This window comes from Bradyrhizobium sp. 137 (genome assembly GCF_023074095.1).
Classification (GTDB): domain Bacteria; phylum Pseudomonadota; class Alphaproteobacteria; order Rhizobiales; family Xanthobacteraceae; genus Bradyrhizobium.
On the sequence record NZ_JADPKU010000053.1, the window covers coordinates 447,208 to 473,754 of the forward strand.

The following is a 26,547-nucleotide window of genomic DNA, read 5'->3' on the forward strand; positions in this document are numbered from 1 at the left end:
CGGCTCGCCAAGCTGCTCGTCAAGAACTGCTCGGCAAGAACTGCTCGCCAAGAACTGGGGGTTATCGAGATGAACGGGGCGAAAACGCTTCTACAGGATCTGGACGACGCGATCGCGCGCGGCACCGACGAAAGCCGTGCGAAGGCGTTGTGGCATGCGACCGACATCCTGATCACCGGCCGCTACAGCGACGACGAGATCAGCATGTTCGGCGAGGTCATCGGGCGGCTTGCCGACGAGATCGAGGTCGCGGCGCGGGTGCAGCTCTCGGAGGTGATGTCGGCGTGCGACCATGCTCCCTTCAATGTCATCGAGAAGCTCGCGCTCGACGACGAGATCGACGTCGCAGGTCCCGTGCTGCGCGAGTCCAATCGTATCGACGAGACGATGCTGGTCGAGAGCGCCATGACCAAGAGCCAGTCGCATCTGCTGGCGATCGCCCAGCGCAAGTCGATCGGCGAGGCCGTGACCGACGTGCTGGTCAAGCGCGGCAACCAGGAGGTGGTGACGTCCGTTGCGAAGAACGAGGGCGCACGCTTCTCCGGCTCAGGCCTGCTGCACATGGTGCGCCGCGCCGAGGGAGATTCGATCCTTGCCGAACAGCTTGGCCTGCGCAAGGACGTGCCGCGCCACATCTTCCAGCAGCTGATCTCCAAGGCCTCGGAAGACGTCCGCCGCCGGCTCGAGACTGAACGACCCGAAATGATGACGCAGATCCAGAGCTCGGTGACCGAGGTCACCGGCGATCTTCAGTCCAAGTTCGGTCCGTCCTCGCGCAGCTATTTCGTCGCCAAGCGCGTGGTAACGACGCAGTACCGCCAGGGCAATCTCAACCAGGACTCGATCTCGAACTATGCGCGCCAGCACCGCTTCGACGAAGTGCAGATCGGCTTGTCGCTGCTGTCGGCGCTGCCGGTCGACGTGATCGAGCGTGCGCTGATGGACCGCAATCGGGAGATGATCCTGGTGCTGTGCAAGGCACTCGACTTCTCCTGGGACACGACCATGTCGCTGCTGTTCCTCGGCGCCAAGGATCATCTGATCACGGCGCGCGAACTCCACGACAATGAGCACGAGTACGGCCGGCTCAAGATCGAGACCTCGCGCAGCATCCTGAAGTTCTACCAGTCGCGCAAGAACAGCGCGGGTGCCGACGCGGGCCGTCAGCCCGAGCTCCAGATACACTGAGGAGTATCAGCAATGTTGCCTCAATTCGGCACCGCAGTTCGCAAGAAGATCAACAAGGCACCGGCCGCCGATCTCGGCGGCGGTGCGCCGGACAAGGCGTCGGTTGACGCCGCCTGGCTCGTGCTGGAAGCCGCCAACGACCTCGGTGACCACGCCGCGATCGAAGCCTGCCGCCGCGTCATCGACGCCGAGCTGAACGGCACGCTGGCCGGCAGCTCGGACATCGATCTGGTGCTGGGGTATTTCCGGTAAGCGCACAAACGGCTGGGACCGAGGAACGGACGCGTTGGCAGTCGGTTTGCGTGCATGCCACGCTATTACTTCGACACCCGGGACAATGAGACCTTCATCGCCGACGAGATCGGCGTCGATATCGCCTCCTTGGAGGAGGTGAGGACTATGGTCTCGGCTGCGATGGCCGATTTCGCCAAGGACGTGCTGCCCGGTTCGGCGTTTCGGGCGCTGGCAATCGAAGTTCGCGATGATTTCGGCCCGGTTTTGCTGGTTTCGTTGCGCTTCGAGATCGAGCGGGTATCAGCCCAGAAACTAACTTAGGCCCTCGGTTGGAACCTTCCCCTTAACCTGTGATTGTCCCCGATCACCGGCCGCGACTCTTGGGCGCTGGTGGCTGAGAGTTTTGTGCTCCCGCCTTATAGGCCGGAGCGGCGAGTTCCTCTCCGGCTCAAACGTCCTCAAGCGCGGAGAGGTGTGCGATGCCCGGAACGTTAACGGCTGCGCTCGTTCAAAAGCTCAGTAAGGCCAATCGGCTCGACCAAGACGATGTCCTGGCACTTGAACAACTTTCTATCCATAGCAAGCGCGTCGCGGCCCAGCACCGTTTCGTGCGTGACGGTGACCGCCCCTCGGAATCCTGCCTGATCGTTGATGGGTTTGCATTCCGCTCCAAGCTTACGTCGGATGGACAGAGGCAAATTCTCTCGCTCCATATGCCGGGAGAAATCCCGGACCTCCAGAGCCTGCACTTGCACGTCATGGATCATGACCTGACGACGCTCACAGAATGTACCCTCGGTTTCATCAAGCACGACACCTTGCGTGAGCTAAATCAAAGGCGACCTAACGTAGCGGCTGCGCTCTGGCGCGAAACGCTGATCGACTCCGCAATCTTCAGGGAATGGATCGTCAATGTCGGACGCAGGCCGGCGCGTGTTCGAATGGCGCACTTGTTGGTAGAGCTTTACGAGCGGCTTGAACTGATCGGGCGCACGACAAAGGGGTCCTTTGAGCTCCCAATTACTCAAATCGAACTGGCGGACTGCCTTGGATTATCGGTCGTTCACGTCAACCGGATCCTGCAGCAGCTTCGTCACGATGGTCTCGTCGCAACCGAGCGCAGAACCTTCCACTTGCTCGACAAGGCCAAGGTGGAGGAGGTAGGGCAGTTCGAAAAGATCTACCTGCATCAGCGCCCATCGGTCTGATTTCGCTTTCGCGTGCCTCCGCCCAGCTCAGCGGCAATTCGAGCGCCTTGAGTCCGTGTCGAGCCGAAGCTTTGACTTGACCGCGTGAAGGGCGGCGGCCAGTTCGTCGATATGATAGGGCTTTGCCAGGATCTGAACGTCCTCGGCTTCGGCTTCATGGACGGCCGCTTCGGCGTATCCACTGGTCAGCAAGACGGGTACGTCACTGCGTCTTTTCTTGATCTCTCGCGCGAGCTCGACCCCGTTCATACCGCCCGGCATCATGATGTCGGAAAAGATTAGATCGATGGAGCGCCCGTCAGCCAAGGCGCCAAGCGCCGCCGCAGCGCTGGAGGCGTGCGTGACGTCATAGCCGAGTTGGCCGAGCATCTCGCTGACCAATGCAGCCACCTCGTCATCGTCTTCGACCAGCAGGATCCGACCGTGGTTCTTCTTCTTCGGCCGCACCCTGGTGAGGTCGATGAGGTGTCGCTCCCTGGAAGGAACGTCCAACGATCTCGGCAGGTACAGCTCGATGCTGGTGCCGCGGCCGACCTCCGATTGGATGCGCACCGTGCCCCGCGACTGCGTCGCAAATCCATGAACCTGCGCCAGCCCAAGGCCCGAGCCCTTTCCGACGTCCTTGGTCGTGAAGAACGGCTCGAAGACGCGGGACAAGACGCCCGGAGCCATCCCAATACCGGTGTCGATAACCGAGAGACGCACATAATCGCCGGAGATCTCTTGGTCCTTCAGGTCAGGTAGATTTTCCCCGCGCACGACGATCGTGCCGCCGTTGGGCATGGCGTCGCGTGCGTTGACGGCCAGATTGAGAATGACCAGCTCGAGCTCACCGGGATCGACCTCTACCGGCCACAGCGAATCCGGAAAATCGAACTCGACATGAACATCGCCCCTCAGGCTGCGATCGAGCAGTTCGCGCATGCCGCCGATCTGCGCGGCGACGTCGACGGGCTCCGGCCGAAGCGTCTGCCGGCGGGAAAACGCCAGAAGCTGCTTCGTCAGGCTGGCGCCGCGCTGCGCCGCCTGGATCATCCCGTCCATCAGACGCCGGCGCCGGTTTGGATCTGTCTGGCGGTCGAGCATGTCGAGCCCGCCGGAAATCACCATCAGCAGATTGTTGAAGTCGTGAGCCACGCCGCCGGTGAGCTGGCCGATGGCTTCGATTTTCTGGGCCTGGCGTAACGTTTCCTCCACGCGAGCGCGCTCGTTCATTTCGAGGCGAAGCTGCTCGTTGGCCTCCTTCAGCTCTCGCGTCCGCTCGATCACCAGCTTCTCGAGCTCCTGCGCCGTCTGCTCGCGCGCCTCAAGCAGAGCCCGGATCTCGTATTGACGCCGCCGTGCCCGCATCGCGGATTGCACCGCGCTGGTCAGCGTAATCGGCTGCACCGGCCGCTCGAGCAGCGAAACGTTACGCAAAAGCTCGACGATGCTGCGGCGCCAGGCGACGACCGCCGGCTGCTCTCGATGGCTGGTGAGAACGACAAATGGGAGGTCGGACCATGGCGGTTGGTTCGCGATCCATTGTGCCAGCGGCGCCGTGTCTTTCCCGAACAATCCCTCTTCGGCCAGAAACACGGTGCCCACGCCAGCGGCCATCTCGCTGACGAGTTGGAGCAGGCTTCGGCAGTTGACCGCGTCCAGATCCGCGCCGCGGAAAAGCTCAGCCGATGCCGGTCCGTCCCGGCCGATCGGCGCATATACGAGAACACGGTTGTCCCGGCGGGCGCTCATTCGGCCAGTCCTTCCGGGAGTTCCGAGCCGGTATAACGCGGATTGCCGGAAAAGATGCCGCTGAATTCGTTGAGGGGTGGGCCCAGTTTGATCCCGGTGCTGCCGAGCCGAAACTCGCGGATACTATGCTCGTGATTGCCGCTGCGCTTCTTGACGACAGACAAGGCGCGCCGCACTCGTCCGCCGAATTCGAAATAGCGCAGCATCAAGACCGAATCGCTCAAGTAGCTGATGTCGAGCGGCGTATCCATCGGGCCGACCAGTCCATGCTGAGCGAGGATAAGGATGGTCAGCACGCCCTGCTGTGCCAGGTAGCTCAGGAGTTCATGCATCTGCAGGATGAGAAACCGCTCATCCGGCATCGCATTCAAGTAACCGTTCAGACTGTCGATGATCACCACGCGCGCATTGTCGACCTCGACGCTCCGGCGCAGGCTCGCCGTGAACTCGCCGGGCGACAATTCGGCGGGATCTATCTGCTGAAACCGAATTCGCCCCGAGTCAATGTGCTCCTGGAGAGGCAGGCCGAGCGTGCGGGCTCGCGCCTCCACGGTGCCCCGGCCTTCATCGAAGGCGAAGAACACGGCGTGCTCGCCACGTTCCGCCGCCGCTATCGCATAGGTCAGCGCTAGCGACGATTTGCCGACCCCGGCAGCGCCAATGAGAAGTGCGTTGGTGCCGCGCTCGAGGCCGCCTCCCAGCAATTGGTCGAGCTCGGCGCTGCCGCTGGGCGTGAACTCGCCGGAAAAGGGCTTGTGATGTTCGGCCGCGACCAGCCTGGGGAATATCCGCAAGCCGCCCTCCGAGATCGTGAAATCGTGGTAGCCGCCGCGAAACTTTATGCCGCGCATCTTGATCACGCGAAGCCGTCGCCGCTCGGCCCCGTACTCGATTGCCAGCTGTTCGAGCATGACGACGCCGTGTGCGATGGAATGAAGCTGCAGGTCGTCCTGGGACGATGAGAGATCGTCGAGGAGGACCACCGTGCAATTTCGATTGGTGAAATAATGCTTCAGAGCCAAAACCTGGCGTCTGTATCGCAGCGGGTTTTGAGCCAGCAGGCGCAGTTCGGACAGGCTGTCGAGCACCACGCGAGTGGGATCAACGCGTTCGACCTCCTTGAAAATCAAATTGGTGGTTTCGCTCAGCTCCATCTCTGCGGGATGGAACACCGTGAGCTCGCGTTCGGGATCGAGCGTTGTCTCCGGCGGGACCAGTTCAAAGATGTCCACGCCTTGCAAAGACCAGCCGTGCCGATGCGCGACAAGCTCCAGCTCCCGCCTCGTTTCAGATAGCGAAATATAAAGCACGCGTTCGCCATCGCGCACGCCCCTGAGAAGGAATTGGAGGGCGATGGTGGTCTTGCCGGTGCCGGGCCGTCCCTCATAAAGATACATCCGGTTGGCGTCCAAGCCGCCGCCCAGGATGTCATCCAAGCCGTCGCTGCCCGTCGAAACTCTCGGCAGATCTTTGAGATGACTGTCCGACACAGGCCTCGACGTACCGGTCATTGAACCCCCGTTGCACTTGTTTACTGGAGCGCAGCTGCTTGCCCCAAGGGCCCCGAGGCGAGCAGCCGCATTTGCACTGTAAGATCGGTAAGGAACTCTCGCGGCGCCGCCGGGTTCCACCGGGCCGGACGGCCCGCGCTCTTAGCGGAAGGTGATCGGGGGGCCCGCCGCCTGTCGGCCTGAGGCCGCCGTTCCCCTATGAGCTTATCTGGCCCTTTGAGGTTATTTGGATCCTATAAATTGGCTTGCCGGCTTCATCGGTGACTTCCAGGCTCCATGCTTGGCCGGGCCGAAACCTGCCGTCGATGTCCTTGAAGAGCTGCCCCGCAAAGCTCGTGGCTTCGCGCCAGGCGGCTTCGTCATCTGGCAGGTCCTCGCCGTGCTGATCGGAGCTCGGTTCGACGTCGTGGACGTGGAAGAAGTACCTGGGCATGGCGGGAGAATGCTGAGGTAGCCCGATACGTTCCGCAGCTGCGCGAGCCGACTAGTCTACCGGCAGATGGCGAGACGTCCCGGATCAGTCTCTCACCGCCGTTTGCGGTAGATCGCGACGTCCTCGCCGTGACGGTTCGTGCGCCGCTCGAGCAGATAGTGCGACTTCTCCAGCACGCGGCGCGATGCGCCATTCGCGACATAGACGATGCCGATGAGGGATGGCAGCGCGAGCTGCGACAGCCCAATATCCGTCAGCGCGCTCGCGATCTCGCTCGCAAGTCCCTGGCCCCAGAGATCGCGCTTGAACGCGTAGGCAATCTCGATCTCCGTGACGTCGTCGACGAGGATGTGCCGGATTCCCGCCCGCCCGGCGAACGTCCCGTCTTTCGATCGCAGCGTCCACAGCCCGAAGCCATGCTCGTCCCAATGCGCCATGTTGGTGGCGAGATATTTCGTCGTCGTTTCGGCCGAGCGTACGCCGCCGATATAGCGCGAGACATCGGGATCGAGATGGAGTGCGACGAGGTCGGCGAGGTGGTTTTCGTGCAACCTCTCGGCGGTCAGTCTGTCGGTGCTGAAGTGATCCATGAAGCCGATGGCGATTTCGGACTGGCCGCGATCTTGATGGCGTTGAAGGTGACGATGCCATCATGCCGGTGTTTTGCCCGACGGGTCAACTGATTTTCCGAATTTCGGCCGGTTATCCCGTCTATGGTCGGATGACTTTCGCACACGCGTAAGCCATTGATTTCATGACCCCTGTCTACTGTGCATGGGGTTGTTTTCGCAGCTTTTGTCTTGGGAGGGGCTTTAGCCCGCCCCTAGCGCGACCGCGACATTGTAGGTGACGAGGCTCGCCGCATAGGCCAGCAGCAGCATGTAGGTGAAGGTCACGGCCATCCAGGCCCAGCTTCCGGTCTCGCGCCGGATCACCGCCAGCGTGGAGGCGCATTGCGGGGCGAAGATGTACCAGGCCAGCATCGACAGGGCGGTCGCGAGCGACCATTTCGTCGCCAGCACCTGACCGATCTGCTCGGCCGCCTCCTTGCCGCCCTCGATCGCATAGACGGTGCCGAGGGCTGCGACCGCGACCTCGCGCGCCGCCATGCCGGGGATCAGGGCGACCGCGATCTGCCAGTTGAAGCCGACCGGCGCGAGCAGCGGCTCGAGCGCCTTGCCGATGATCGCAGCCAGGCTGAAATCGATCGCCGGCTCCGTGGCGCCCGCAGGCGGCTGCGGGAAAGAAGCCAGGAACCAGATCAGCACCATCATCGAGAAGATCGTGGTGCCGGCGCGCTGCAAAAACATCTTCGCTCGGGTGTAGATGCCGATCGCGATCGATTTCAGCTGCGGCACTTTGTAGTCCGGCAGCTCCAGCATGAACGGCGCCGGGGCATAGTCGCGCAGCATGAAGAACTTGATCACGAACGAGACCAGCAGCGCGCTGGCGATGCCGGTGGCATAGAGGCCGAACATCACGAGGCCTTGCAAGTTGATGAAGCCCCAGACGTCCCTGGCCGGAATGAAGGCGGAGATGATCAGCGTGTAGACCGGAATGCGCGCCGAGCAGGTCATCAGCGGCGCGATCAGGATCGTGGTCAGCCGGTCGCGCTTGTTGTCGATGACGCGCGTTGCCATGATGCCTGGAATGGCGCAGGCAAAGCTCGACAACAGCGGAATGAAGGCGCGGCCGTGCAAGCCGGCGCCGCCCATGATGCGGTCCATCAGGAACGCAGCGCGCGCCATGTAGCCGAAATCTTCCAGGAGCAGGATGAACAAGAAAATGATGATGATCTGCGGCAGGAACACGATGACGCTGCCGACGCCCGAGATCACACCGTTCTGAAGGAAGCTCTGGAGCAGGCCGGCGGGGAGGGTGTTGTGGACGAGCTCGCCCAGCGCATCGAAGCCGGAGTTGAGCAGCTCCATCAGCGGCTGCGCCCAGGCGAACACCGCCTGGAACATCACGAACAGGATCAGCGCGAGCACGATGAGGCCGCCGACGGGATGCAGCACGATCGCGTCGATCCGGGCGGTCAAGGTGTCGGGTCTAGCAGGCAGGCTGACGCAATCGGCGATGATGCGGTCGGCCTCGCGCTGGGTTGCGCGCAGCTCGGAGACGCTGAGCGCGCGCCAGCTGTTCTCGCGCAGCTCGGCGGCGAGCTTGGCCGAGATCTCGTCGGTCAGCTGCAACAGATCGGCCGTGCCGCCCTTGCGCACCGCGATTGAGGTGACCACGGGCACGTCGAGCTCCTTGGCGAGCCGTTCCACGTCGACATTGATGCCGCGGCGCGTGGCGATGTCGAACATGTTGAGCACGAGGATCATCGGCCGTCCCGTGCGCTTGAGCTCGAGCAGCAGGCGGATCGTCAGGCGCAGATTGGTCGCGTCGGCTACGCACAGCACGAGATCGGGCATCGTCTCGCCGGAGGCCTTGCCGAGCACGAAGTCGCGGGTGATCTCCTCGTCCGGGCTGCGGCCGCGCAGCGAATAGGTGCCGGGCAGGTCGACCACGGAGACCTGGCGGCCGAGCGGCGTGACGAAAAAGCCTTCCTTGCGCTCGACCGTGACGCCCGGATAGTTCGCCACCTTCTGCCGGCTGCCGGTCAGGGCATTGAACAGCGAGGTCTTGCCGCTGTTTGGTGTGCCGACCAGGGCGAGATGCAGCAGGGGTAATTCCATGGGAGCAAATATCCGGCCGCTATCTAAGCGACGATGATGGCCATGGCTTCGCGACGACGGACCGCGATGGTGATACTGTCGACCCGCACGGCGATCGGGTCGCGTCCGACCAGCCCCTCATGCAGCACCTCGACCCGGGCGCCCTCGACGAAGCCGAGTTCGATCAGCCGGCTCTCGAGCTCGATGTCCGACAGCGCCGAGCCCGCCTCGCGGGCAGACAGATGCTGGATGACGCCGGTATAGCCGCGCTGCGCCAGGCCCAGCGGCATCTGCGAACGCGTATCGTTGGTGTCGGTCATGCCCTGTATTTTCAACCCAGGGCATTGAGGTCAAGCGCGCTTGCTCGCCGAAGCTGCACCTTAGAGTGATTTTAAAGTGCAGAGCAGGTCGACCGGGAAAGTCCCCGCGGCTACTGGGCGGAGACCTTTTCCGGCTGGACGGCCATGGCGCGGCTCTTGAAGTAGTCCAGGACGAACAGGCGGATCGCCGACGACAGATTACCCTGCTGGCGGTTACTGTCGATCTCGCCGACCAGCTCGGACAGCGTCATGTTGCGCAGGCCCGAGATCTCCTTCATGCCGTTCCAGAACGCCTCTTCCAGGCTGACGCTGGTCTTGTGGCCGGCGACGACGATCGACCGTTTCACGACGGGCGACTTCATGGCTGCTCCTCGCGATCGATCTGGTGCTGATCCAGATGCTCCTTCGCCCGGTCCGCCCGCTTCTCCTCCGCCGACCGCTCCGCTTTCGTGCGACCGAACTTCGCCCGGTTGGCGTCCGCCTGCTTCGCCGAGGCTTCCCGCTCGGCGCGCTTCCTGAAACGATTCAGGTTGATGACGTTCCCCATGCCGCGTCTCCATCACCCGATCCTCTTCAGGCAGGTTGAAACGTTCAGAAACCGGGCGCTGCATTGCGCCCCCAAAGACTTGATTGCCATTCGCTCGTCCTCGTCAATCGGCCACTCGGCCATCAAACGATGAATTTCGCCCCGTCGAGGGCAGAAGGGCTGCGCAGCACGCCGCCCCGCAGCGCCATTGACGGTAATCAAATCCCGTCCCCAAAGCCGCATATTTCTGCGGGTCTGGCGTCCGTATCACTACGGATGGCTATCGGAATTCGGAATTTATCCCGGGCTGGTCATCTTCTCAGGGCGGACCAGGCGGTCGAATTCATCGGCCGAAACGAAGCCGAGCCGCAGCGCCTCTTCCTTCAGCGTGGTGCCGTTGGCATGCGCGGTCTTGGCCACCTTGGCCGCATTGTCGTAGCCGATTTTCGGCGCGAGCGCCGTCACCAGCATCAGCGAGCGCTGCATCAGCTCCTTGATGCGCGTCTCGTCCGCGCGGATGCCGCTGACGCAATGTTCGGTGAAGGAGCGCGCGGCGTCCGCCAGCAAGCGGATCGAGTGCAGCATGTTGTAGGCCAGCACCGGCTTGTAGACGTTGAGCTCGAAATGGCCCTGGCTGCCGGCGACCGTGATCGCGGTGTGATTGCCGAACACCTGGCAGCACACCATGGTCATCGCCTCGCACTGCGTCGGATTGACCTTGCCCGGCATGATCGAGGAGCCCGGCTCGTTCTCCGGCAGGATCAGCTCACCGAGGCCCGAGCGCGGGCCGGATCCGAGCAGGCGGATGTCGTTGGCGATCTTGAACAGGCCCGTCGCCACCGAATTGATGGCGCCGTGCGCCAGCACATAGGCATCGTTCGAGGCCAGCGCCTCGAATTTGTTGGCGGCGCTGGTGAAGGGCAGCTTCGTGATCCCGGCAACGTGCTTTGCGAACAGCTTTGCAAAGCGCGGCTTGGAGTTGAGGCCGGTGCCGACGGCGGTGCCGCCCTGCGCCAGCGGATAGAGCTCCTTCACCGCGACCTTGAGCCGGGCGATGCCGCTCTCGACCTGCGCGGCATAGCCCGAAAACTCCTGGCCGAGCGTCAGCGGCGTCGCATCCTGGGTGTGGGTTCGGCCGATCTTCACGATCTTGGAAAACTCCTTCTCCTTCTTGCGCAGCGCGCGGAGCAGCTCATCGAGCGCAGGGATGAGATCGGCATTGATGCGGCTCGCGGCGGCGATGTGCATCGCGGTGGGAAAAGAGTCGTTCGATGACTGGCTCATGTTGACGTGGTCGTTGGGATGCACCGGCTTCTTGGCGCCGAGCTCGCCGCCGAGCAGCTCGTTGGCACGGTTGGCGATGACCTCGTTGAGGTTCATGTTGGTCTGCGTGCCGGAGCCGGTCTGCCACACCACCAGCGGGAAATGATCGTCGAGCTTGCCCTCGATCACCTCGCGCGCGGCGCGGATGATGGCGTTGGCGCGGCGCTGGTCGAGCAGGCCGAGTTCGCGGTTGGACTGTGCCGCGGCGAGCTTGACGATGCCGAGCGCATGCACCAGCGAGATCGGCATGCGATCCGTGCCGATGCGAAAATTCTGGCGCGAGCGTTCGGTCTGCGCCCCCCAATAGCGGTCGGCGGCGACCTCGATGGGGCCAAAACTATCGGTCTCGGTGCGGGTCGCGGGGCGGTCGGTCTTCGAGCGGGCAGTCTCTGAGTGGGCAGTCTCTGAGCGGGCAGTTTTGGCCATGAGCATATCCATTTCGCCGTGCGGAATGCCGCGCGGCCCCTTGGTATGCTCTTCTATATAGGGAGTCGGATATATAGGGAGTCCGGCCGCGCGCGACGGGGGCGGGCCCAGCCTAGATCATTTCTTGCGGAAACGATCGAGCCGTACGACTTCGGCACCGCCCTGGTTCGGGGCCGCCGGCGCTTCCGTGCTTTCCCCCGGCTCAGCGGCGGGCGCGGGTACCGCGACGGCCGACGGTGCGGGTGCTGCCGGCAAACTCTCGGGCACCACCTCGGCGATGTCGGAGGTGTCGAACTGGAGGCCGAATTTTACGGACGGATCGAGGAAGCTCTTGATGGCGCTGAACGGCACCACCAGCCGCTCCGGAATGCCGCCGAAGGACAGGCCAACCTCGAAACGGTCCTCAAGCACGGTCAGGTCCCAGAACTGGTGCTGGAGGATGATCGTCATCTCTTCCGGATATTGCGCGAGCAACCGCGGCGACAGCTTCACGCCCTCGGCCTTCGATACGAAGGTGATGAAGAAATGGTGCTCGCCCGGCAATCCATGGGTCGCCGCATCGGTCAGCACCTTGCGCAGCACGCCGCGCAGCGCGTCGCGGGCCAGCACATCGTATCGGATATGATCGGTCGCCATGGTGGTCCTGTTGCATCCCCGAAGCCGGGCCCTGCCGGCCCGACTCGCCAAGCCGCAATAGTACCGCGCCTGACGGGTCAGCAGGAGTCCCTGCCGGGGAAGAAATCAAAGAGTAAAGTGGAGGCTTCTGTTGCCAGGTGCCTCCGAACCCCGCCTAGCGGAGCTTAACCCGCTAGGACTTTAGAGTGGTCTTTCAAACTGCGTTACGCAGCCTGAGCAACCGGAGCAAAGTTGTCGTTGGCAACTATTGCAGTAGCCCGATAACGGCGGAACAATACCGGGAAAAAGTACGCCCTTTACGCCCTCGTCGATCCTATTTCGCCCCCGCCAAAGCCCGCTTCGTGGGCCAGCCCGTTGGTGGGCTTTGGTGGAGGCGCCGGGTACCGCCCCCGGGTCCGAATGGTTTATTGCGACGACCGTTTATTTCCATAGCCGGCGAACCGGCATCCCCAATATAGGGGGCAAACGTTTCGAAAAACAGGGGTTTCAAGCAGCGATCCAGCGGTTTCCGTCCGCGGGTTCCGGGTGATCGTCGGCAATCTTGGCACGTTTCATCGGCGTTGACGTATCCCGCTGCCGCTTCAAGAGCGCGATGGTTGCGGTGATCACCTTCGTTCGCGCATCAATCCACTCTGGCTCGTGCTCGCCGGAGCCTGTTGGGTTTTGCTGGCATTGTGTGATGAAAATCGCTAGGCAGTGATCCGGGCGGGGGATCCAGTTCCAGCCGATTTAGAACAACAGTGCTCGTGACTTACGGGTCGCGGAGGAGACAGCCATGGCCGACACGATGGGCCACTCAGCGACCGCCACCCGAAACACAAAGGTGGCGCTCGGTTTTTGCCTGCTGGCGCTTGCGCCGCAGATTTTCGAATTGATCTGGTCGATCGGGACGATCTTCGGCTGGGGCGCCGGGCGCGGCCCGGCGACGGTCGTCACCAACCACGCGACGGCGCTGCTCGCCGGCGCGCCCAGCGCCATCCTCGGATCGTTCGGTGGCGGTGCCAAGAAGGCGTCATCCGAGGTGCTGCTGGCGCTCATCTATTCCTATCCGCTGTTCGTGGTGGCGATTCTCACGCTGTTCATGACGATCCGATCGGCGCAGGACTATGTCGGCGGCGTCGTCCTGATGGCGCTGGCCCTGTTCGCGTTGTGGGCATCGAGTGATTTGCAGGGCATGCGGGGCTTCTCCTTCGGCGCAGGCACCGCGCCGCGCATGTTCGGCGGCCTGCTGGTCGCCTTGTCCGCCGGTATCGCCCTGACCGGGCTCCTGACGGAGGGAGCCCCGCTCGCCCATTACGCCTGGCGCGGGCCGCTGTTCGTGGTGGCGGCGATCGTCTTTTTCGCACTGGCGATCCGGCCTCTCGGCCTCGTTGTCACAGCCTTCGTCAGCTTCATGATTGCGGCGACGGGCTCGCACGAGACGCGCTGGCTGGAAGCTGCGATCGTCGGCGCCTGCCTGACGTTCGGTTGCGCAATCCTGTTTCCGTACGTGCTCGGGCTGCCGATGCCGATGTTTCCGCGTTTCCTGATCCAGTGAGGGCGTGATGGATATCTTTGCCAACCTCGCTCACGGCTTCGCCGTCGCGCTCTCTCCGATCAACCTTCTGATGTGCCTGATCGGCGCTCTGGTCGGGACGCTGGTGGGCGTGCTCCCGGGCATCGGCACCATCGCGACCGTCGCGATGCTGCTGCCGATCACCTTCGGACTGCCGCCGGTCGGCGCGCTGATCATGCTCGCCGGCATCTATTACGGCGCCCAGTACGGCGGCTCGACCACCTCGATCTTGGTCAACATACCCGGTGAGGCGACATCGGTCGTTACCGCCATCGATGGCCATCAGATGGCTAAGCAGGGCCGCGCTGGCCCCGCGTTGGCGATCGCCGCGATCGGCTCGTTCTTCGCCGGCTGCGTCGCGACCGTCTTGATTGCCGTCCTCGGCGCGCCGCTTACGAAGCTCGCGCTGGCGTTCGGCCCGGCCGAATATTTCTCGCTGATGGTGCTTGGCCTGATCTTCGCGGTGGTCCTGGCCAAGGGCTCGGTGCTGAAGGCGATCGCAATGATCGTGTTCGGCCTGTTGCTCTCGATGGTCGGCTCGGACATCGAGACCGGCGCCTCGCGCATGGCCTTCAACATTCCGGAGCTCGCCGACGGTCTCGGCTTTGCGACGGTGGCGATGGGCGTATTCGGCTTTGCCGAGATCATCCGCAATCTCGACGCCGGCGCCGAGATGAGCCGCGATCTCGTGCAGCAGAAGATCACCGGCCTGATGCCGACCAGAAAGGATCTGATCGACTCGACGCCTGCCATCCTGCGCGGCACCGTGCTCGGCTCGATCCTCGGTATCCTGCCCGGCGGCGGTGCGACGATCGCATCGTTTGGCGCCTATACGCTCGAGAAGAAGCTTGCCAAGAATCCGTCGCGCTTTGGCCGCGGTGCGATCGAGGGCGTGGCGGGGCCGGAGAGCGCCAACAATGCCGCCGCGCAGACCTCCTTCATCCCGCTGCTGACGCTCGGCATCCCCCCCAACGCGGTGATGGCGCTGATGGTGGGCGCGATGACCATCCACGGCATCGTGCCGGGCCCGCAAGTGATGCAGAAGCAGCCGGATCTCGTCTGGGGCATGATCGCCTCGATGTGGATCGGCAATCTGATGCTGATCATCATCAACCTGCCGCTGGTCGGAATCTGGGTGCGGCTGCTGCGCGTGCCGTACCGGCTGATGTTCCCCTCGATCGTGATCTTCTGTGCGATCGGCATCTATTCGGTGAACAACGCACCGGTCGACGTCATCCTCGCAGGCGTGTTCGGCCTCGTCGGTTACTGGCTGATCAAGCACGATTTCGAGCCCGCGCCGTTGCTGCTCGGCATGGTGCTGGGGCCGCTGATGGAAGAGAACCTGCGCCGTGCGCTGCTGATCTCGCGCGGCGACTGGAGCGTGTTCCTGACGCGTCCGTTGTCGGCGGTGCTGCTGGCGGTCGCGGCGGGCCTCCTCGTTCTTACGGTGCTGCCGGTGTTGCGTGCCAAGCGCGACGAGGTGTTCACCGAGTCTGAGAACTGAGGGGTTGCGCTCTGCGACGGCGCCGCGCCCTGCGTCGGCGCGCCGCATTCGGAAGTCGAATCGACTTGTATGACGGCTTCGTGGAATGAAAATGCCGGCCCTTGTGGCCGGCATTTTTGTTTGTCTCCGGGGAGATCGAGATGACTGTCATTCGCGCGCTTGCGGGCGCATGTGCCGCGGCGTTCGCATCATTGTGCGTCCTTGCCGCACCCGCTGAGGCACAGACCTATCCGACGCGCAGCATCACCATGATCGTGCCGTTCGCGGCCGGCGGACCGACCGACGTCGTCGCGCGCATCGTCACCGCGCACATGGCGCAGACGCTGGGGCAAAGCATCATCATCGAGAATGTAGTGGGCGCCGGCGGCACCACCGCCACAACGCGCGCCGCGCGTGCGGCCAACGACGGCTATACGCTCATCACCGGGCATATGGGCACGCATGCCGCCTCCGTGCCGCTTTATCCAAAGCTTGCCTATCATCCCGAAAAGGACTTCGAGCCGGTCGCGCTGCTCGCGGGCACGCCGATCCTGATCTTGGCGCGCAAGGATCTTCCGCCGAAGGACCTCAAGGAGTTCGTCGCCTACGTGAAGGCCAACGCCGAGAAGGTGAATGCCGCGCATGCCGGCGTCGGCTCGGTCTCGCACGTCTCGTGCGAGCTTCTGCACTCCATCCTCGACATCAAGCCGGTCGGTGTGCCCTTCAATGGCACGGGCCCCGCGATGAACGCGCTGGTGGCCGGCCAGGTCGACTACATGTGTGACCAGATCGTCAACGCCGTGCCGCAGATCAATGCCGGCACCATCAAGGCCTATGCGATCGCGACGGCGGAGCGCAATCCGTCGCTGCCGAACGTGCCGACGACGGCGGAAGCCGGCCTACCCGCATTCCAGGCCCAGGCCTGGAATGCGATGTTCGCACCGAAGGGAACCTCGCCGGCAATCGTTGCGAGCCTGAACGCCGCGGCCATCAAGGCGCTCGACGACGAGACCGTCCGGAAGCGCCTGCTCGAGCTCGGCAGCGTCATTCCCGGCCCCAAGGACCGTACGCCGGAGGCGCTGGCGACCCTCGTCAAGAACGAGATCGCGAAATGGAGCCCGGTGCTCAAGCCGGCAACTTAGCCAGCGGGATCAGGCTGATAGATGAGGGGCGGGACGCTGGGTTCCGCCCCTTGTCGCTTGCGCCGGGAACGCTCACTTTTCCGGGTATAATCGGCGCTAACAGCGAATCGCCGCTGTCGCAGCGCGGAGGCGGCCGCTAAGTTTCCAGCCTCCCCAAAGGCGCACGACACATGCACCAGTATCAGGACCTGCTCGAGCGGATTCTTTCAGACGGCGCCGAGAAGACCGACCGGACCGGTACCGGTACGCTGTCGGTGTTCGGCCACCAGATGCGCTTCAATCTGTCCGCCGGTTTCCCGATGCTGACCACCAAGCGGCTGCCGCTGAAGGCGATTGTGCATGAGCTGCTCTGGTTCCTGAAGGGCGATACCAACATCAAATATCTGCGCGACAACGGCGTCACCATCTGGGACGAATGGGCCGATGCCAATGGCGATCTCGGCCCGGTTTACGGGCATCAGTGGCGCTCCTGGCCCGCGCCTGATGGCCGCAGCATCGACCAGATCGCGAACGTGGTCGACATGATCAAGCGCAATCCGGACTCGCGCCGCCTGATCGTCTCGGCCTGGAATCCGGCCGAGGTCGACAAGATGGCGCTGCCGCCGTGCCACTGCCTGTTCCAGTTCTACGTCGCCAACGGCAAATTGTCTTGCCAGCTCTATCAGCGCTCTGCCGACGTGTTCCTCGGCGTGCCCTTCAACATTGCCTCCTATTCGCTGCTGACGATGATGGTCGCGCAGGTCACCGGCCTCAAGCCCGGCGACTTCGTGCATTCGTTCGGCGATACCCATCTCTATTCCAACCATCTGGAGCAAGCGAAGCTCCAGCTCACCCGCGCGCCCCGCGCGCTGCCGGTGATGCGGATCAACCCCGACGTGAAGGACATCTTCTCGTTCCGCTTCGAGGATTTCGAGCTCGTCGGCTACGATCCGCATCCGCACATCAAGGCGGAAGTCGCGGTTTAGCGCCTATGTCGCTCAACATCCGCCGCGTGCGCCCGGGCGAAGCCGGGCTCGTTCTTGCTTTCATCCGCGAACTCGCCGAATACGAAAAGCTCTCGCACGAGGTCGAGGCAACAGAGGCGATGATTGCGGACGCGCTGTTCGGCGAGCGGCCGCAGCTCCATTGCGCGATCGCCGAATGGAACGGCGAGGCGGCCGGTTTTGCGGTGTGGTTTGCGAATTTCTCCACTTTCAGCGGCCGCCACGGCATCTATCTCGAAGACCTCTATGTGCGGCCGTCGCATCGGGGCAGGGGCCTCGGCAAGGCGCTGCTGGTCTATCTCGCGAAGGAATGCGTCGACAACGGCTGGTCGCGCCTGCAATGGGCGGTGCTCGACTGGAATGCGCCGTCGATCGCGTTCTACAAATCGCTCGGTGCCGTCATGATGGACGACTGGACGCTGTGTCGCGTCACCGGGCCAGCGTTGACACGGCTTGCCGGGAGCGCGACCTGATGGAGATCGTCTTCGTCGTCGCGATCGCCGAGAACGGAATCATCGGCGCGGGCAACACCATGCCGTGGCGACTGAAATCCGACATGGCGCGCTTTAAGGCGCTCACGATCGGCAAGCCCGTGATCATGGGCCGCAAGACCTTCGAATCCCTGCCCCGGCCGCTGCCGAACCGCACCAACATCGTGATCACGCGCGATGCGGGTTATCGCGCCATCGGAGCCATCGTCACGACATCGGCGGCTGATGCGGACGCGGTTGCGCGGGGCGACGCCCTGCGGCGTTCGGTCACTGAGATCGCGGTGATCGGCGGCGCCGAGATCTTTCGGCAATGGATCGATCGCGCCGATCGGCTCGAAATCACCGAAGTGCATGCGCGGCCCCAAGGCGACACGTATTTCGACATCGACAAGGCCGAGTGGGACGAGGTGGCGCGCATCCGTCATCCTGCCGGCCCCCACGACAGCGCCGACTTCTCCTATGTGACATATCGTCGGCGGGCGGGCCATTAACCGCATTCGCCAATGTTTACATTGACTTTTTCGCGCCCGAGCATAGCTCGGAGGACGGTCAGGGCTGCGTTGTAAGGGACCTGCCTGTCCCCTATAAAGCCGGACCGGACAAAGCGGGCGGGGGCAATGCCACCCTGCCGAGGAGAGCGTCGAATGCCGTGGAAGAATCAGGGCGGTGGCCCATGGGGCTCGGGTCCAAAGGGACCATGGGGCTCCGGCCCGCAACCGGTCGGGCCGAGGCCGCCGGATCTGGAAGACCTCCTGCGGCGCGGCCAGGACCGCCTCCAGCAGATCATGCCGGGCGGCTATTTTTCCGGCGTCGGCATCACGCTGATCATCCTGCTCATCGTCGCGTTCTGGCTGCTGTCGGGCTTCTTCCGCGTGCAGTCCGAAGAGCGCGGCGTCGTGCTGCGCTTCGGCAAGCATGTCCGCACCGTCGATCCGGGCCTGAATTACCACCTGCCCTATCCGATCGAGACCGTGCTGCTGCCGAAGGCGCTGCGCGTCTCCACGACTTCCATCGGCATGACGGTGATCGAGGATCCGGCGCGGCGCGGCCGCTCCATTCGCGACGTGCCGGAAGAGAGCCTGATGCTGACCGGTGACGAGAACATCGTCGACGTCGACTTCACCGTGCTCTGGCGCATCAAGCCCGACGCCGGCGGCGTGGGCGATTTTCTGTTCAACATCCAGAACCCCGAAGGCACCGTGAAAGCGGTCGCCGAGAGCGCGATGCGTGAGATGATTGGCCGTTCGCAGATCCAGCCGATCCTGACCGGTGCCCGCAATACGATCGAGCAGGGTGTGCAGGAGCTGATCCAGAAGACCCTCGACAGCTATGGCGCGGGCATTCTCATCACCCAGGTGCAGATGCAGAAGGTCGATCCGCCAGCGCAGGTGATCGACGCCTTCCGTGACGTGCAGGCGGCGCGCGCCAATCTGGAGCAGCTGCAAAACGAAGCGCAGACCTACGCCAACCAGGTGGTGCCGCAGGCGCGCGGACGTGCAGCGCAGATCCTGCAGGCCGCCGAAGGCTACAAGGAGCAGGCGGTCGCCGAGGCCAAGGGCCAGAGCGCGCGCTTCCTGAAAGTGTACGACGAATACAAGAAGGCGCCCGACGTGACGCGTGAGCGGATTTATCTGGAGACGATGGAGCGCGTGCTCGGCGGCGCCGAGAAGCTGGTCTATGACGGCGGCCCTGCGGGTCAGGGTGTCGTGCCCTATCTGCCGCTTCCCGAGTTGACGCCCAAGCGGCAGCCTACGACCGGTCCGCAGTCGAGCGGGGGCAACCGATGAGGTCTCCGGTTACAGGTTTCGTCTCGCTGCTCGGACTCCTGCTGGTCGTGATCGTCGGCTACATGTCGCTGTTCACGGTGCAGCAGACCGAGCAAACCATCGTGCTCCAGTTCGGCAAGCCCGTCGACGTCGTCACCGCACCCGGCCTGCATTTCAAAGCGCCGTGGAATTCGGTGATCAACATCGACAAGCGGATTCTCGACCTGGAGAACCCGTCTCAGGAAGCGATCGCCTCCGACCAGAAGCGGCTGGTGGTCGACGCCTTCGCGCGTTACCGCATCAAGGATGCGTTGCGCTTCTATCAGAGCGTCGGCTCGATCCAGGCCGCCAACATTCAGCTGACCACGCTCCTCAACGCGGCGCTGCGCCGCGTGCTCGGCGAGGTCACCTTCATCAACGTGGTTCGCGACGATCGCGAGAAGCTGATGCAGCGCATCCGCGACCAGCTCGACCGCGAGGCCGATGGCTACGGCATTCAGGTCGTCGACGTCCGGATCCGCCGTGCCGACCTGCCGGAGCAGAACAGCCAGGCGGTCTACCAGCGCATGAAGACCGAGCGCGAGCGAGAGGCCGCTGAGTTCCGTGCACAGGGTGGCCAGAAGGCTCAGGAGATCAAGTCCAAGGCCGATCGCGAGGCGACCATCATCGTCGCGGAGGCCAATTCGCAGGCTGAGCAGACCCGCGGTGCAGGCGATGCCGAGCGCAACCGCCTATTTGCGGAAGCCTACAGCAAGGACGCGGATTTCTTCGCCTTCTACCGATCGATGACGGCCTATGAGAATGGGCTGCGTTCGAACGATACCCGTTTCCTGCTGCGGCCGGACACGGATTTCTTCCGGTACTTCAGTAACCCGTCCGGCAAGATGGCAACCGAGACGCCGGCGAAGCCCTAAGCTAGACAAGGGCGGCCGGCTTGGCCGCCCTTGCCCAGACAAGAACAGCATAACGGGAGGTTCCATTCCGATGAGGTCCATTGCGTTTGCCGACTTCCTCATCGGCCTAGGCATCCTGTTCGTGCTGGAAGGCTTGATGTTCGCGGCCAGTCCCAACTGGATGCGCAAGGCCATGAAGAGTGCTATCGCCACGCCGGACAACATCCTGCGGGCTATCGGGATCGGTTCGGCCGTGGCCGGCCTGATCCTGATCTGGGTGATGCGGCGCCCGGTTTAGGCATCATGCCAACGCCAAAGTGAAGGCAATCGACTGGTTTTCGCCGTATTGTCGGGGTGTTGAGACCCGTTAAGCTCTGCGCTTGCGCCGTCCCCCCGTTCGAGCGCAGGCTGGCGCCGAACGCTATTCTCTGGAGATCACAATGACCGCTGCCACCATTGCCCCGTCCCGCTTGCGCCATTGGGTGCGAACTGGGCTGGCCGCGCTCGCCATCGGTGCTTTTGCCGCGTTCGGCACGCCGGCTCATGCGCGTGGACCGGACGGCATCGCCGACGTCGCCGAGAAGGTGATCGACGCGGTCGTCAACATCTCTACGTCGCAGACCGTCGAGGCCAAGGGCGGCGGCAGCAATACCATGCCGCAACTGCCGCCAGGTTCGCCGTTCGAGGAGTTCTTCGACGACTTCTTCAAGAACCGCAGGGGTCCCGGCGGTGGCAGCAAGGGCGGCGACAACAACCCGCCGCGCAAGACCAATTCGCTCGGCTCCGGCTTCATCATCGACACAGCAGGCGTGGTCGTTACCAACAACCATGTCATTGCCGATGCCGACGAGATCCATGTCATCCTCAACGACGGCACCAAGATCAAGGCCGAGCTGGTCGGCGTCGACAAGAAGACCGACCTCGCCGTGCTCAAGATCAAGCCTCCGAAGCCGCTGGTCGCGGTGAAGTTCGGCGACTCCGACAAGCTCCGGCTCGGCGACTGGGTGGTTGCGATCGGCAACCCCTTCAGTCTCGGTGGCACGGTCACGGCCGGTATCGTCTCGGCCAAGAACCGCGACATCTCCTCAGGGCCATATGACAGCTATATCCAGACCGACGCCTCCATCAACCGCGGCAATTCCGGCGGGCCGCTGTTCAACCTCGACGGCGACGTGATCGGCGTCAACACGCTGATCATCTCGCCCTCCGGCGGCTCCATCGGTATCGGCTTCGCCGTGCCGTCGAAGACGGTCGTTGGCGTCGTCGACCAGCTCCGGCAGTTCGGCGAGCTGCGCCGCGGCTGGTTAGGGGTGCGCATCCAGAGCGTCACCGACGAGATTGCCGAGAGCCTCAACATCAAGCCGGCGCGCGGCGCGCTGGTCGCCGGCGTGGACGACAAGGGTCCGGCGAAGCCCGCCGGCATCGAGCCTGGTGACGTCGTCGTCAAATTCGATGGCAAGGACGTCAAGGATCCGAAGGACCTGTCCCGCGTCGTCGCCGACACGGCGGTTGGCAAGGAGGTCGACGTGATCATCATCCGCAAAGGCCAGGAGCAGGCCAAGAAGGTCACGCTCGGCCGGCTCCAGGATCCCGAGAAGGTGCAGGCCGCGGTGAAAACCGACGAGCCCGCACCCGAGAAGCCGGTGACGCAGAAGGCGCTGGGTCTCGATCTGGCAACGCTGAGCAAGGATCTACGCACGCGCTACAAGATCAAGGACACCGTCAAGGGCGTGGTCGTCACCAATGTCGATGCCAATTCCGACGCCGCCGAGAAACGGCTCTCCGCCGGTGATGTCATCGTCGAGGTGGCGCAGGAGGCGGTGTCGAGCGGCGCCGACATCCAGAAGCGGGTCGATCAGCTCAAGAAGGACGGCAAGAAGTCGGTGCTGCTGCTCGTCTCCAATGCCGACGGCGAGCTGCGCTTCGTGGCGTTGAGCGTGCAATAGGAAGGGCTGGTCGTCCTACCATTCATTGTCATTCCGGGTTCGATGCTTCGCATCACCCGGAATGACGCAGAGAACGTTACCCCTCCACGAACTCCTCGCGCCGATACCCTTGCGCATACAGCAGCGCGGTGAGATCGCCGTGATCAATCCGCGCTGCCGCGGCCGCGGCGACCGCCGGCTTGGCGTGATACGCCACACCGAGCCCCGCCGCCTGGATCATCCCAAGGTCATTGGCGCCGTCACCGACCACGACCGAGTCGAGGTCGTCGAGATCAAACGATTCCATCAGATCCAACAGTGTCGCGAGTTTCGCGGCGCGGCCCAGGATCGGTTCCTTCACCTCGCCGGTGAACTTGCCGTCGCGCACGACGAGTTCGTTGGCGCGGTTTTCCTGGAAGCCGATCTTGGCGGCGACCGCGTTCGTGAACAGCGTGAAGCCGCCCGAGACGAGGCAGGTGTAGGCGCCGTGCGCGCGCATGGTCGCGACCAGCTCACGGCCGCCGGGGGTCAGCGTGATGCGTTTGGCCAGTACTTCGTCGACCGCGCTGGCGGGCAGATCCTTGAGCAGCGCAACGCGCTCGCGCAGCGCCGGCTCGAACTCGATCTCGCCGCGCATCGCGCGTTCGGTGATGGCGGCCACATGCGCCTTCACCCCGACCAAGTCGGCGAGTTCGTCGATGCATTCCTGGCCGATCATGGTGGAATCCATGTCGGCGAGAAAAAGCTTCTTGCGCCGGAAGCCGACTGGCTGCACGACGATGTCGATGGGCAGGTCGCCGCGAAGCTCGCGGAGCCGCTGTTCGATGGCGTGGCGGTCGCCTTCGAGGTTACTTTCGGCGCCGAAGGGAATGTCGACCGCAACCCCTTCGAACAACCAGTGCGCGGGAGCTGCTTGTGGCAGCACCGCGCGGGCGCCGTCGACGATGGTCGAGTCGAGCGCAGGATTGTCGGGATTGCAGATCAGCGTGGCGACGAGGGACATTTGAGGTTTTCGTGAGCGAGGGGCAAGTCAGCGGAAGGCGTGTTGGCAAGGCCGTGCTTATCGCAGGCCCGACCGCCAGCGGCAAGTCGGCGCTGGCGCTCGAGCTTGCGCTCGCCACCGGCGGCATCATCATCAACGCCGATTCCATGCAGGTTTACCGCGATCTGCGCATCATCACGGCACGGCCGACAGGGGCTGATGAGGCGCTCGTGCCGCATCGTCTCTATGGCCATGTCGATGCGGCCGTGAATTTCTCGGCCGGTGCCTGGGTGAGCGACGCGGCGAAGGCGCTCGAAGCGGCGATGGCCGAACGCCGCCTGCCGATCTTCGTCGGCGGCACCGGGCTCTATTTCAAGGCACTGACGGCGGGCCTCTCCGTAGTGCCGCCAATTCCTGCCGAGGTGCGCGAGGATGTGCGCGCGCGGCTGCAGCAGAACGGCGTCGAAGCGCTACACGCGGAACTCGCGCACCGCGATCCGCGTGCGGCCGAACGATTGAATCTGCGCGACCGCACCCGGATCGCGCGCGCGCTGGAAGTGGTCGAAGCGACCGGCCGTTCGCTGCTCGATTGGCACGGCGAGGGCCAGCCGCCGTTGCTGCCGAAGGACAATTTTCGCGCGGTGTTTCTCGCCCCAGCGCGCGACGAACTCTATGCCCGCATCGATGCGCGCTTCGATGCCATGTTGAGCGCCGGCGCGCTCAGGGAGGTCGAGCGGCTTGCCGCCAGACACCTCGATCCGCTGTTGCCGGCCATGAAGGCCCACGGCGTGCCGGCGCTGATCCGGCATCTGCGCGGCGAGCTCAGCCTGGAAGAAGCTGCCACAATCGGCCGCGCCGACACCCGCCACTACGCCAAACGCCAGTTCACCTGGTTCCGGCATCAATTGCCTGAATTCGAATGGGTGAAGCCGGAGGAGGCGAGGGGATGGCTCGCCGCGATCGTGGACGCGACATGGGATGCGAACTGACGAGCTTTTGTACCCGGTTCCCGAATTTACCGCTCGCCGAACCCGGGGAACACCGCTACACTGCCAAAATCGCGCGGGAACGGTCACATTGCCTTGACATCCGGGCTTTGGCCGCTATGTTTCGCGCAACCTTTGGGAAGCCGAGCGCCTGCCATGCGTAACATTATTACCAAACTCCTTATCGCCGTCGTACCCAGGCACACCGCCGGGGGTGGCTAGCTGCCATCCACAAGACAGGCGGTGTGCGTGGGCCCTCTTCGGGGCCTTTTTTATTTCCCGAACCCGACACGAACGAAGCCGCTGACAACAGCGCATCCGGAGCAAGCCAATGAGCGAGAAGAGCCACGATCCGAACCAGATGACCGGCGCCGCGATGATCGTCCGCGCGCTCATCGATCATGGCGTGACCGACATTTTTGGCTATCCCGGCGGCGCGGTGCTTCCCATCTATGACGAGATCTTCCAGCAGAGCGAGGTCCAGCACATCCTGGTCCGCCACGAGCAGGGCGCCGGCCATGCCGCCGAGGGCTATGCGCGCTCGACCGGCAAGCCGGGCGTCGCGCTGGTGACCTCCGGTCCCGGCGCCACGAACATGGTGACGCCGCTGACCGACGCGCTGATGGATTCGATCCCGCTGGTGTGCATCTCCGGCCAGGTGCCGACGCATCTGATTGGCAACGACGCCTTCCAGGAATGCGACACCGTCGGCATCACGCGCCCCTGCACCAAGCACAACTGGCTGGTGCGCGACGTCAACGATCTCGCCAAGGTGCTGCACGAGGCTTTCTACGTCGCGACCTCCGGCCGTCCGGGTCCGGTGCTGGTCGACGTTCCCAAAGACGTGCAGTTCGCGACCGGTACCTATCATCCGCCGCGCAAGTCCGACGTGCACCGCTCCTATGCGCCGCGCGTGAAGGGCGATGCCACGCAGATCCGCAAGGCGGTGGCGCTGCTCGCCAACGCCAAGCGTCCGGTGATCTACAGCGGCGGTGGCGTCATCAATTCCGGTCCCGAGGCGACCAAGCTCTTGCGCGAGCTGGTCGAGGTCACTGGTTTCCCGATCACCTCCACGCTGATGGGCCTCGGCGCCTATCCGGCTTCGGGCAAGAACTGGCTCGGCATGCTCGGCATGCACGGCACTTATGAAGCTAACATGACGATGCATGATTGCGACGTCATGCTGTGCGTCGGCGCGCGCTTCGACGACCGCATCACCGGTCGCGTCGATGCGTTCTCGCCGGGCTCGAAGAAGATCCATATCGACATCGACCCATCCTCGATCAACAAGAACATCCGGGTTGACGTGCCGATCATCGGCGATTGCGGCAACATCCTCGGCGACATCCTCCAGGTGTTCAAGGCAGAGGCGAAGAAGCCCGACATCAAGTCGTGGTGGCAGCAGATCGCGCAGTGGCGTGCCCGTAATTCGCTGTATTACAAGAAGAGCAACGACGTCATCCTGCCGCAGCATGCGATCCAGAGCCTGTTCGAAGCGACGCGCGGCAAGGATACCTACATCACGACCGAGGTCGGCCAGCACCAGATGTGGGCGGCCCAGTTCTACGGCTTCGAGGAGCCGCATCGCTGGATGACGTCGGGCGGCCTCGGCACCATGGGCTACGGCCTGCCGGCCGCGATCGGCGTGCAGGTTGCCCACCCGGACAGCCTCGTCATCGACATCGCGGGCGATGCCTCGGTGCAGATGACGATGCAGGAGATGTCGACGGCCGTGCAGTACGAGCTGCCGATCAAGATCTTCATCCTGAACAACCAGTACATGGGCATGGTGCGGCAGTGGCAGCAGCTGCTGCATGGCAACCGCCTGTCGCATTCCTACTCGGAGGCGCTGCCGGATTTCGTCAAGCTCGCCGAAGCCTATGGCGGCATTGGCCTCCAGGTGCACAAGCCTGGCGATCTCGAGGGCGCCATCAAGGAGATGATCGCGGTCAAGCGCCCGGTGCTGTTCGACTGCCGCGTCGCTGCGCTCGAAAACTGCTTCCCGATGATCCCCTCCGGCAAGGCGCACAACGAAATGCTGTTGCCGGAGCAGGCCAACGACGCGGCCACCGCAAAGGCATTCGCCGGCGGCAAGGCGCTGGTGTGAGCGCAATGGTCACAAGCTCCGCTGCCATCGCC

The 26,547-nt window shown here is 63.6% G+C and carries 27 protein-coding genes and 1 other RNA gene; 16 read left to right on the top strand and 12 right to left on the bottom strand.

The features are described 5' to 3' along the window. The first annotated feature begins 69 nt into the window (after positions 1 to 69). From IVA78_RS16000 to IVA78_RS16015, 4 genes are all read left to right on the top strand, one after another. On the top strand, positions 70 to 1,188 hold the full coding sequence (locus IVA78_RS16000; protein ID WP_247466381.1) for a DUF2336 domain-containing protein: 1,119 nt from the start codon (positions 70 to 72) through the stop codon (positions 1,186 to 1,188). Between the two features lie 12 nt (positions 1,189 to 1,200). After that, positions 1,201 to 1,440 (top strand): hypothetical protein, encoded by a 240-nt coding sequence (locus tag IVA78_RS16005; RefSeq protein ID WP_247306609.1) that lies wholly within the window; start codon positions 1,201 to 1,203, stop codon positions 1,438 to 1,440. 54 nt (positions 1,441 to 1,494) lie between these two features. Continuing rightward, positions 1,495 to 1,743 carry a hypothetical protein gene (locus tag IVA78_RS16010; RefSeq protein ID WP_247278513.1) on the top strand — a complete coding sequence of 83 codons (249 nt, stop codon included), beginning with the start codon at positions 1,495 to 1,497 and terminating at the stop codon, positions 1,741 to 1,743. A 158-nt stretch (positions 1,744 to 1,901) separates the two neighbouring features. Further along, entirely contained in the window at positions 1,902 to 2,630 is a 729-nt protein-coding gene (locus IVA78_RS16015) for a Crp/Fnr family transcriptional regulator (RefSeq protein ID WP_247466384.1), read from the top strand. A gap of 27 nt (positions 2,631 to 2,657) precedes the next feature. Here the strand turns inward: IVA78_RS16015 and IVA78_RS16020 are convergent, their stop codons facing one another. From IVA78_RS16020 to ssrA, 11 genes are all read right to left on the bottom strand, one after another. Next, on the bottom strand, positions 2,658 to 4,364 hold the full coding sequence (locus IVA78_RS16020; RefSeq protein WP_247278515.1) for a response regulator: 1,707 nt from the start codon (positions 4,362 to 4,364) through the stop codon (positions 2,658 to 2,660). Continuing rightward, positions 4,361 to 5,875: an ATPase domain-containing protein gene (locus tag IVA78_RS16025; RefSeq protein ID WP_247278516.1), complete on the bottom strand. Its 1,515-nt coding sequence runs from the start codon at positions 5,873 to 5,875 to the stop codon at positions 4,361 to 4,363. The genes IVA78_RS16020 and IVA78_RS16025 overlap by 4 nt, the downstream gene beginning before the upstream one ends. Before the next feature lie 196 nt (positions 5,876 to 6,071). Continuing rightward, positions 6,072 to 6,308: a hypothetical protein gene (locus tag IVA78_RS16030; protein ID WP_247278517.1), complete on the bottom strand. Its 237-nt coding sequence runs from the start codon at positions 6,306 to 6,308 to the stop codon at positions 6,072 to 6,074. A 92-nt stretch (positions 6,309 to 6,400) separates the two neighbouring features. After that, positions 6,401 to 6,898 (bottom strand): GNAT family N-acetyltransferase, encoded by a 498-nt coding sequence (locus IVA78_RS16035; RefSeq protein ID WP_247466386.1) that lies wholly within the window; start codon positions 6,896 to 6,898, stop codon positions 6,401 to 6,403. A 222-nt stretch (positions 6,899 to 7,120) separates the two neighbouring features. Beyond that, on the bottom strand, positions 7,121 to 8,992 hold the full coding sequence (locus tag IVA78_RS16040) for a ferrous iron transporter B (RefSeq protein WP_247466389.1): 1,872 nt from the start codon (positions 8,990 to 8,992) through the stop codon (positions 7,121 to 7,123). A gap of 23 nt (positions 8,993 to 9,015) precedes the next feature. Then, the gene (locus IVA78_RS16045) at positions 9,016 to 9,291 is read right to left on the bottom strand and encodes a FeoA family protein (RefSeq protein WP_247466392.1); all 276 of its coding nucleotides are present in this window, start codon (positions 9,289 to 9,291) and stop codon (positions 9,016 to 9,018) included. Between the two features lie 110 nt (positions 9,292 to 9,401). Further along, positions 9,402 to 9,653 (bottom strand): ribbon-helix-helix domain-containing protein, encoded by a 252-nt coding sequence (locus IVA78_RS16050; RefSeq protein ID WP_247306579.1) that lies wholly within the window; start codon positions 9,651 to 9,653, stop codon positions 9,402 to 9,404. Next, positions 9,650 to 9,838 carry a DUF4169 family protein gene (locus tag IVA78_RS16055; protein WP_247278522.1) on the bottom strand — a complete coding sequence of 63 codons (189 nt, stop codon included), beginning with the start codon at positions 9,836 to 9,838 and terminating at the stop codon, positions 9,650 to 9,652. The genes IVA78_RS16050 and IVA78_RS16055 overlap by 4 nt, the downstream gene beginning before the upstream one ends. A 276-nt stretch (positions 9,839 to 10,114) precedes the next feature. Next, positions 10,115 to 11,578 (bottom strand): class II fumarate hydratase, encoded by a 1,464-nt coding sequence (fumC, locus tag IVA78_RS16060; RefSeq protein ID WP_247466395.1) that lies wholly within the window; start codon positions 11,576 to 11,578, stop codon positions 10,115 to 10,117. A gap of 105 nt (positions 11,579 to 11,683) precedes the next feature. Continuing rightward, positions 11,684 to 12,202: a ClpXP protease specificity-enhancing factor SspB gene (locus IVA78_RS16065; RefSeq protein WP_247306571.1), complete on the bottom strand. Its 519-nt coding sequence runs from the start codon at positions 12,200 to 12,202 to the stop codon at positions 11,684 to 11,686. A 116-nt stretch (positions 12,203 to 12,318) separates the two neighbouring features. Continuing rightward, positions 12,319 to 12,686: a transfer-messenger RNA gene (ssrA, locus tag IVA78_RS16070) on the bottom strand. Between the two features lie 291 nt (positions 12,687 to 12,977). On the opposite strand from ssrA, the gene IVA78_RS16075 reads away from it, so the two are divergent. The 10 genes from IVA78_RS16075 (at position 12,978) to IVA78_RS16120 (ending at position 22,461) form a co-directional block, all read left to right on the top strand. Next, positions 12,978 to 13,739: a tripartite tricarboxylate transporter TctB family protein gene (locus IVA78_RS16075; RefSeq protein ID WP_247278526.1), complete on the top strand. Its 762-nt coding sequence runs from the start codon at positions 12,978 to 12,980 to the stop codon at positions 13,737 to 13,739. Positions 13,740 to 13,743: 4 nt separating this feature from the next. Beyond that, on the top strand, positions 13,744 to 15,261 hold the full coding sequence (locus IVA78_RS16080) for a tripartite tricarboxylate transporter permease (RefSeq protein WP_247278527.1): 1,518 nt from the start codon (positions 13,744 to 13,746) through the stop codon (positions 15,259 to 15,261). Positions 15,262 to 15,401: 140 nt separating this feature from the next. Then, positions 15,402 to 16,382 (top strand): tripartite tricarboxylate transporter substrate binding protein BugD, encoded by a 981-nt coding sequence (locus IVA78_RS16085; RefSeq protein WP_247466400.1) that lies wholly within the window; start codon positions 15,402 to 15,404, stop codon positions 16,380 to 16,382. A gap of 170 nt (positions 16,383 to 16,552) precedes the next feature. Next, positions 16,553 to 17,347 carry a thymidylate synthase gene (locus IVA78_RS16090; protein ID WP_247278529.1) on the top strand — a complete coding sequence of 265 codons (795 nt, stop codon included), beginning with the start codon at positions 16,553 to 16,555 and terminating at the stop codon, positions 17,345 to 17,347. Between the two features lie 5 nt (positions 17,348 to 17,352). Further along, the gene (locus IVA78_RS16095) at positions 17,353 to 17,838 is read left to right on the top strand and encodes a GNAT family N-acetyltransferase (protein ID WP_247278530.1); all 486 of its coding nucleotides are present in this window, start codon (positions 17,353 to 17,355) and stop codon (positions 17,836 to 17,838) included. Further along, the gene (locus tag IVA78_RS16100; protein ID WP_247466402.1) at positions 17,838 to 18,347 is read left to right on the top strand and encodes a dihydrofolate reductase; all 510 of its coding nucleotides are present in this window, start codon (positions 17,838 to 17,840) and stop codon (positions 18,345 to 18,347) included. The genes IVA78_RS16095 and IVA78_RS16100 overlap by 1 nt, the downstream gene beginning before the upstream one ends. Positions 18,348 to 18,500: 153 nt before the next feature. Further along, positions 18,501 to 19,643, top strand: a complete 1,143-nt coding sequence (gene hflK, locus IVA78_RS16105) for an FtsH protease activity modulator HflK (protein ID WP_247466405.1) — start codon at positions 18,501 to 18,503, stop codon at positions 19,641 to 19,643. Further along, positions 19,640 to 20,536, top strand: a complete 897-nt coding sequence (locus IVA78_RS16110) for a protease modulator HflC (protein ID WP_247466407.1) — start codon at positions 19,640 to 19,642, stop codon at positions 20,534 to 20,536. The genes hflK and IVA78_RS16110 overlap by 4 nt, the downstream gene beginning before the upstream one ends. A gap of 70 nt (positions 20,537 to 20,606) precedes the next feature. Next, entirely contained in the window at positions 20,607 to 20,813 is a 207-nt protein-coding gene (locus IVA78_RS16115; protein WP_247466410.1) for a DUF2065 domain-containing protein, read from the top strand. A gap of 142 nt (positions 20,814 to 20,955) precedes the next feature. Beyond that, on the top strand, positions 20,956 to 22,461 hold the full coding sequence (locus IVA78_RS16120; protein WP_247466413.1) for a Do family serine endopeptidase: 1,506 nt from the start codon (positions 20,956 to 20,958) through the stop codon (positions 22,459 to 22,461). Between the two features lie 76 nt (positions 22,462 to 22,537). On the opposite strand, the gene serB is transcribed toward IVA78_RS16120, so the two are convergent. Next, positions 22,538 to 23,443 carry a phosphoserine phosphatase SerB gene (gene serB, locus IVA78_RS16125; RefSeq protein WP_247449936.1) on the bottom strand — a complete coding sequence of 302 codons (906 nt, stop codon included), beginning with the start codon at positions 23,441 to 23,443 and terminating at the stop codon, positions 22,538 to 22,540. 11 nt (positions 23,444 to 23,454) lie between these two features. Here serB and miaA point away from each other — a divergent pair, with 11 nt between their 5' ends. Further along, on the top strand, positions 23,455 to 24,411 hold the full coding sequence (gene miaA / locus IVA78_RS16130) for a tRNA (adenosine(37)-N6)-dimethylallyltransferase MiaA (RefSeq protein ID WP_247466416.1): 957 nt from the start codon (positions 23,455 to 23,457) through the stop codon (positions 24,409 to 24,411). Between the two features lie 328 nt (positions 24,412 to 24,739). Further along, positions 24,740 to 26,515: an acetolactate synthase 3 large subunit gene (locus IVA78_RS16135; RefSeq protein WP_247466420.1), complete on the top strand. Its 1,776-nt coding sequence runs from the start codon at positions 24,740 to 24,742 to the stop codon at positions 26,513 to 26,515. Positions 26,516 to 26,547 lie beyond the last annotated feature (32 nt).

Bases quoted from the DNA above. Each gene is read 5' to 3' on its own strand.
- IVA78_RS16015 (WP_247466384.1), top strand. From the start codon at position 1,902: ATGCCCGGAACGTTAACGGCTGCGCTCGTTCAAAAGCTCAGTAAGGCC.
- IVA78_RS16115 (WP_247466410.1), top strand. From the start codon at position 20,607: ATGAGGTCCATTGCGTTTGCCGACTTCCTCATCGGCCTAGGCATCCTG.
- IVA78_RS16075 (WP_247278526.1), top strand. From the start codon at position 12,978: ATGGCCGACACGATGGGCCACTCAGCGACCGCCACCCGAAACACAAAG.
- IVA78_RS16135 (WP_247466420.1), top strand. From the start codon at position 24,740: ATGAGCGAGAAGAGCCACGATCCGAACCAGATGACCGGCGCCGCGATG.
- IVA78_RS16090 (WP_247278529.1), top strand. From the start codon at position 16,553: ATGCACCAGTATCAGGACCTGCTCGAGCGGATTCTTTCAGACGGCGCC.
- IVA78_RS16010 (WP_247278513.1), top strand. From the start codon at position 1,495: ATGCCACGCTATTACTTCGACACCCGGGACAATGAGACCTTCATCGCC.
- IVA78_RS16120 (WP_247466413.1), top strand. From the start codon at position 20,956: ATGACCGCTGCCACCATTGCCCCGTCCCGCTTGCGCCATTGGGTGCGA.
- fumC (WP_247466395.1), bottom strand. From the start codon at position 11,578: ATGGATATGCTCATGGCCAAAACTGCCCGCTCAGAGACTGCCCACTCA.
- hflK (WP_247466405.1), top strand. From the start codon at position 18,501: ATGCCGTGGAAGAATCAGGGCGGTGGCCCATGGGGCTCGGGTCCAAAG.
- IVA78_RS16035 (WP_247466386.1), bottom strand. From the start codon at position 6,898: ATGGATCACTTCAGCACCGACAGACTGACCGCCGAGAGGTTGCACGAA.
- IVA78_RS16005 (WP_247306609.1), top strand. From the start codon at position 1,201: ATGTTGCCTCAATTCGGCACCGCAGTTCGCAAGAAGATCAACAAGGCA.
- IVA78_RS16050 (WP_247306579.1), bottom strand. From the start codon at position 9,653: ATGAAGTCGCCCGTCGTGAAACGGTCGATCGTCGTCGCCGGCCACAAG.
- IVA78_RS16110 (WP_247466407.1), top strand. From the start codon at position 19,640: ATGAGGTCTCCGGTTACAGGTTTCGTCTCGCTGCTCGGACTCCTGCTG.
- IVA78_RS16025 (WP_247278516.1), bottom strand. From the start codon at position 5,875: ATGACCGGTACGTCGAGGCCTGTGTCGGACAGTCATCTCAAAGATCTG.
- IVA78_RS16000 (WP_247466381.1), top strand. From the start codon at position 70: ATGAACGGGGCGAAAACGCTTCTACAGGATCTGGACGACGCGATCGCG.
- IVA78_RS16055 (WP_247278522.1), bottom strand. From the start codon at position 9,838: ATGGGGAACGTCATCAACCTGAATCGTTTCAGGAAGCGCGCCGAGCGG.
- IVA78_RS16045 (WP_247466392.1), bottom strand. From the start codon at position 9,291: ATGACCGACACCAACGATACGCGTTCGCAGATGCCGCTGGGCCTGGCG.
- IVA78_RS16065 (WP_247306571.1), bottom strand. From the start codon at position 12,202: ATGGCGACCGATCATATCCGATACGATGTGCTGGCCCGCGACGCGCTG.
- IVA78_RS16085 (WP_247466400.1), top strand. From the start codon at position 15,402: ATGACTGTCATTCGCGCGCTTGCGGGCGCATGTGCCGCGGCGTTCGCA.
- serB (WP_247449936.1), bottom strand. From the start codon at position 23,443: ATGTCCCTCGTCGCCACGCTGATCTGCAATCCCGACAATCCTGCGCTC.
- IVA78_RS16030 (WP_247278517.1), bottom strand. From the start codon at position 6,308: ATGCCCAGGTACTTCTTCCACGTCCACGACGTCGAACCGAGCTCCGAT.
- IVA78_RS16100 (WP_247466402.1), top strand. From the start codon at position 17,838: ATGGAGATCGTCTTCGTCGTCGCGATCGCCGAGAACGGAATCATCGGC.
- IVA78_RS16020 (WP_247278515.1), bottom strand. From the start codon at position 4,364: ATGAGCGCCCGCCGGGACAACCGTGTTCTCGTATATGCGCCGATCGGC.
- IVA78_RS16040 (WP_247466389.1), bottom strand. From the start codon at position 8,992: ATGGAATTACCCCTGCTGCATCTCGCCCTGGTCGGCACACCAAACAGC.
- IVA78_RS16095 (WP_247278530.1), top strand. From the start codon at position 17,353: ATGTCGCTCAACATCCGCCGCGTGCGCCCGGGCGAAGCCGGGCTCGTT.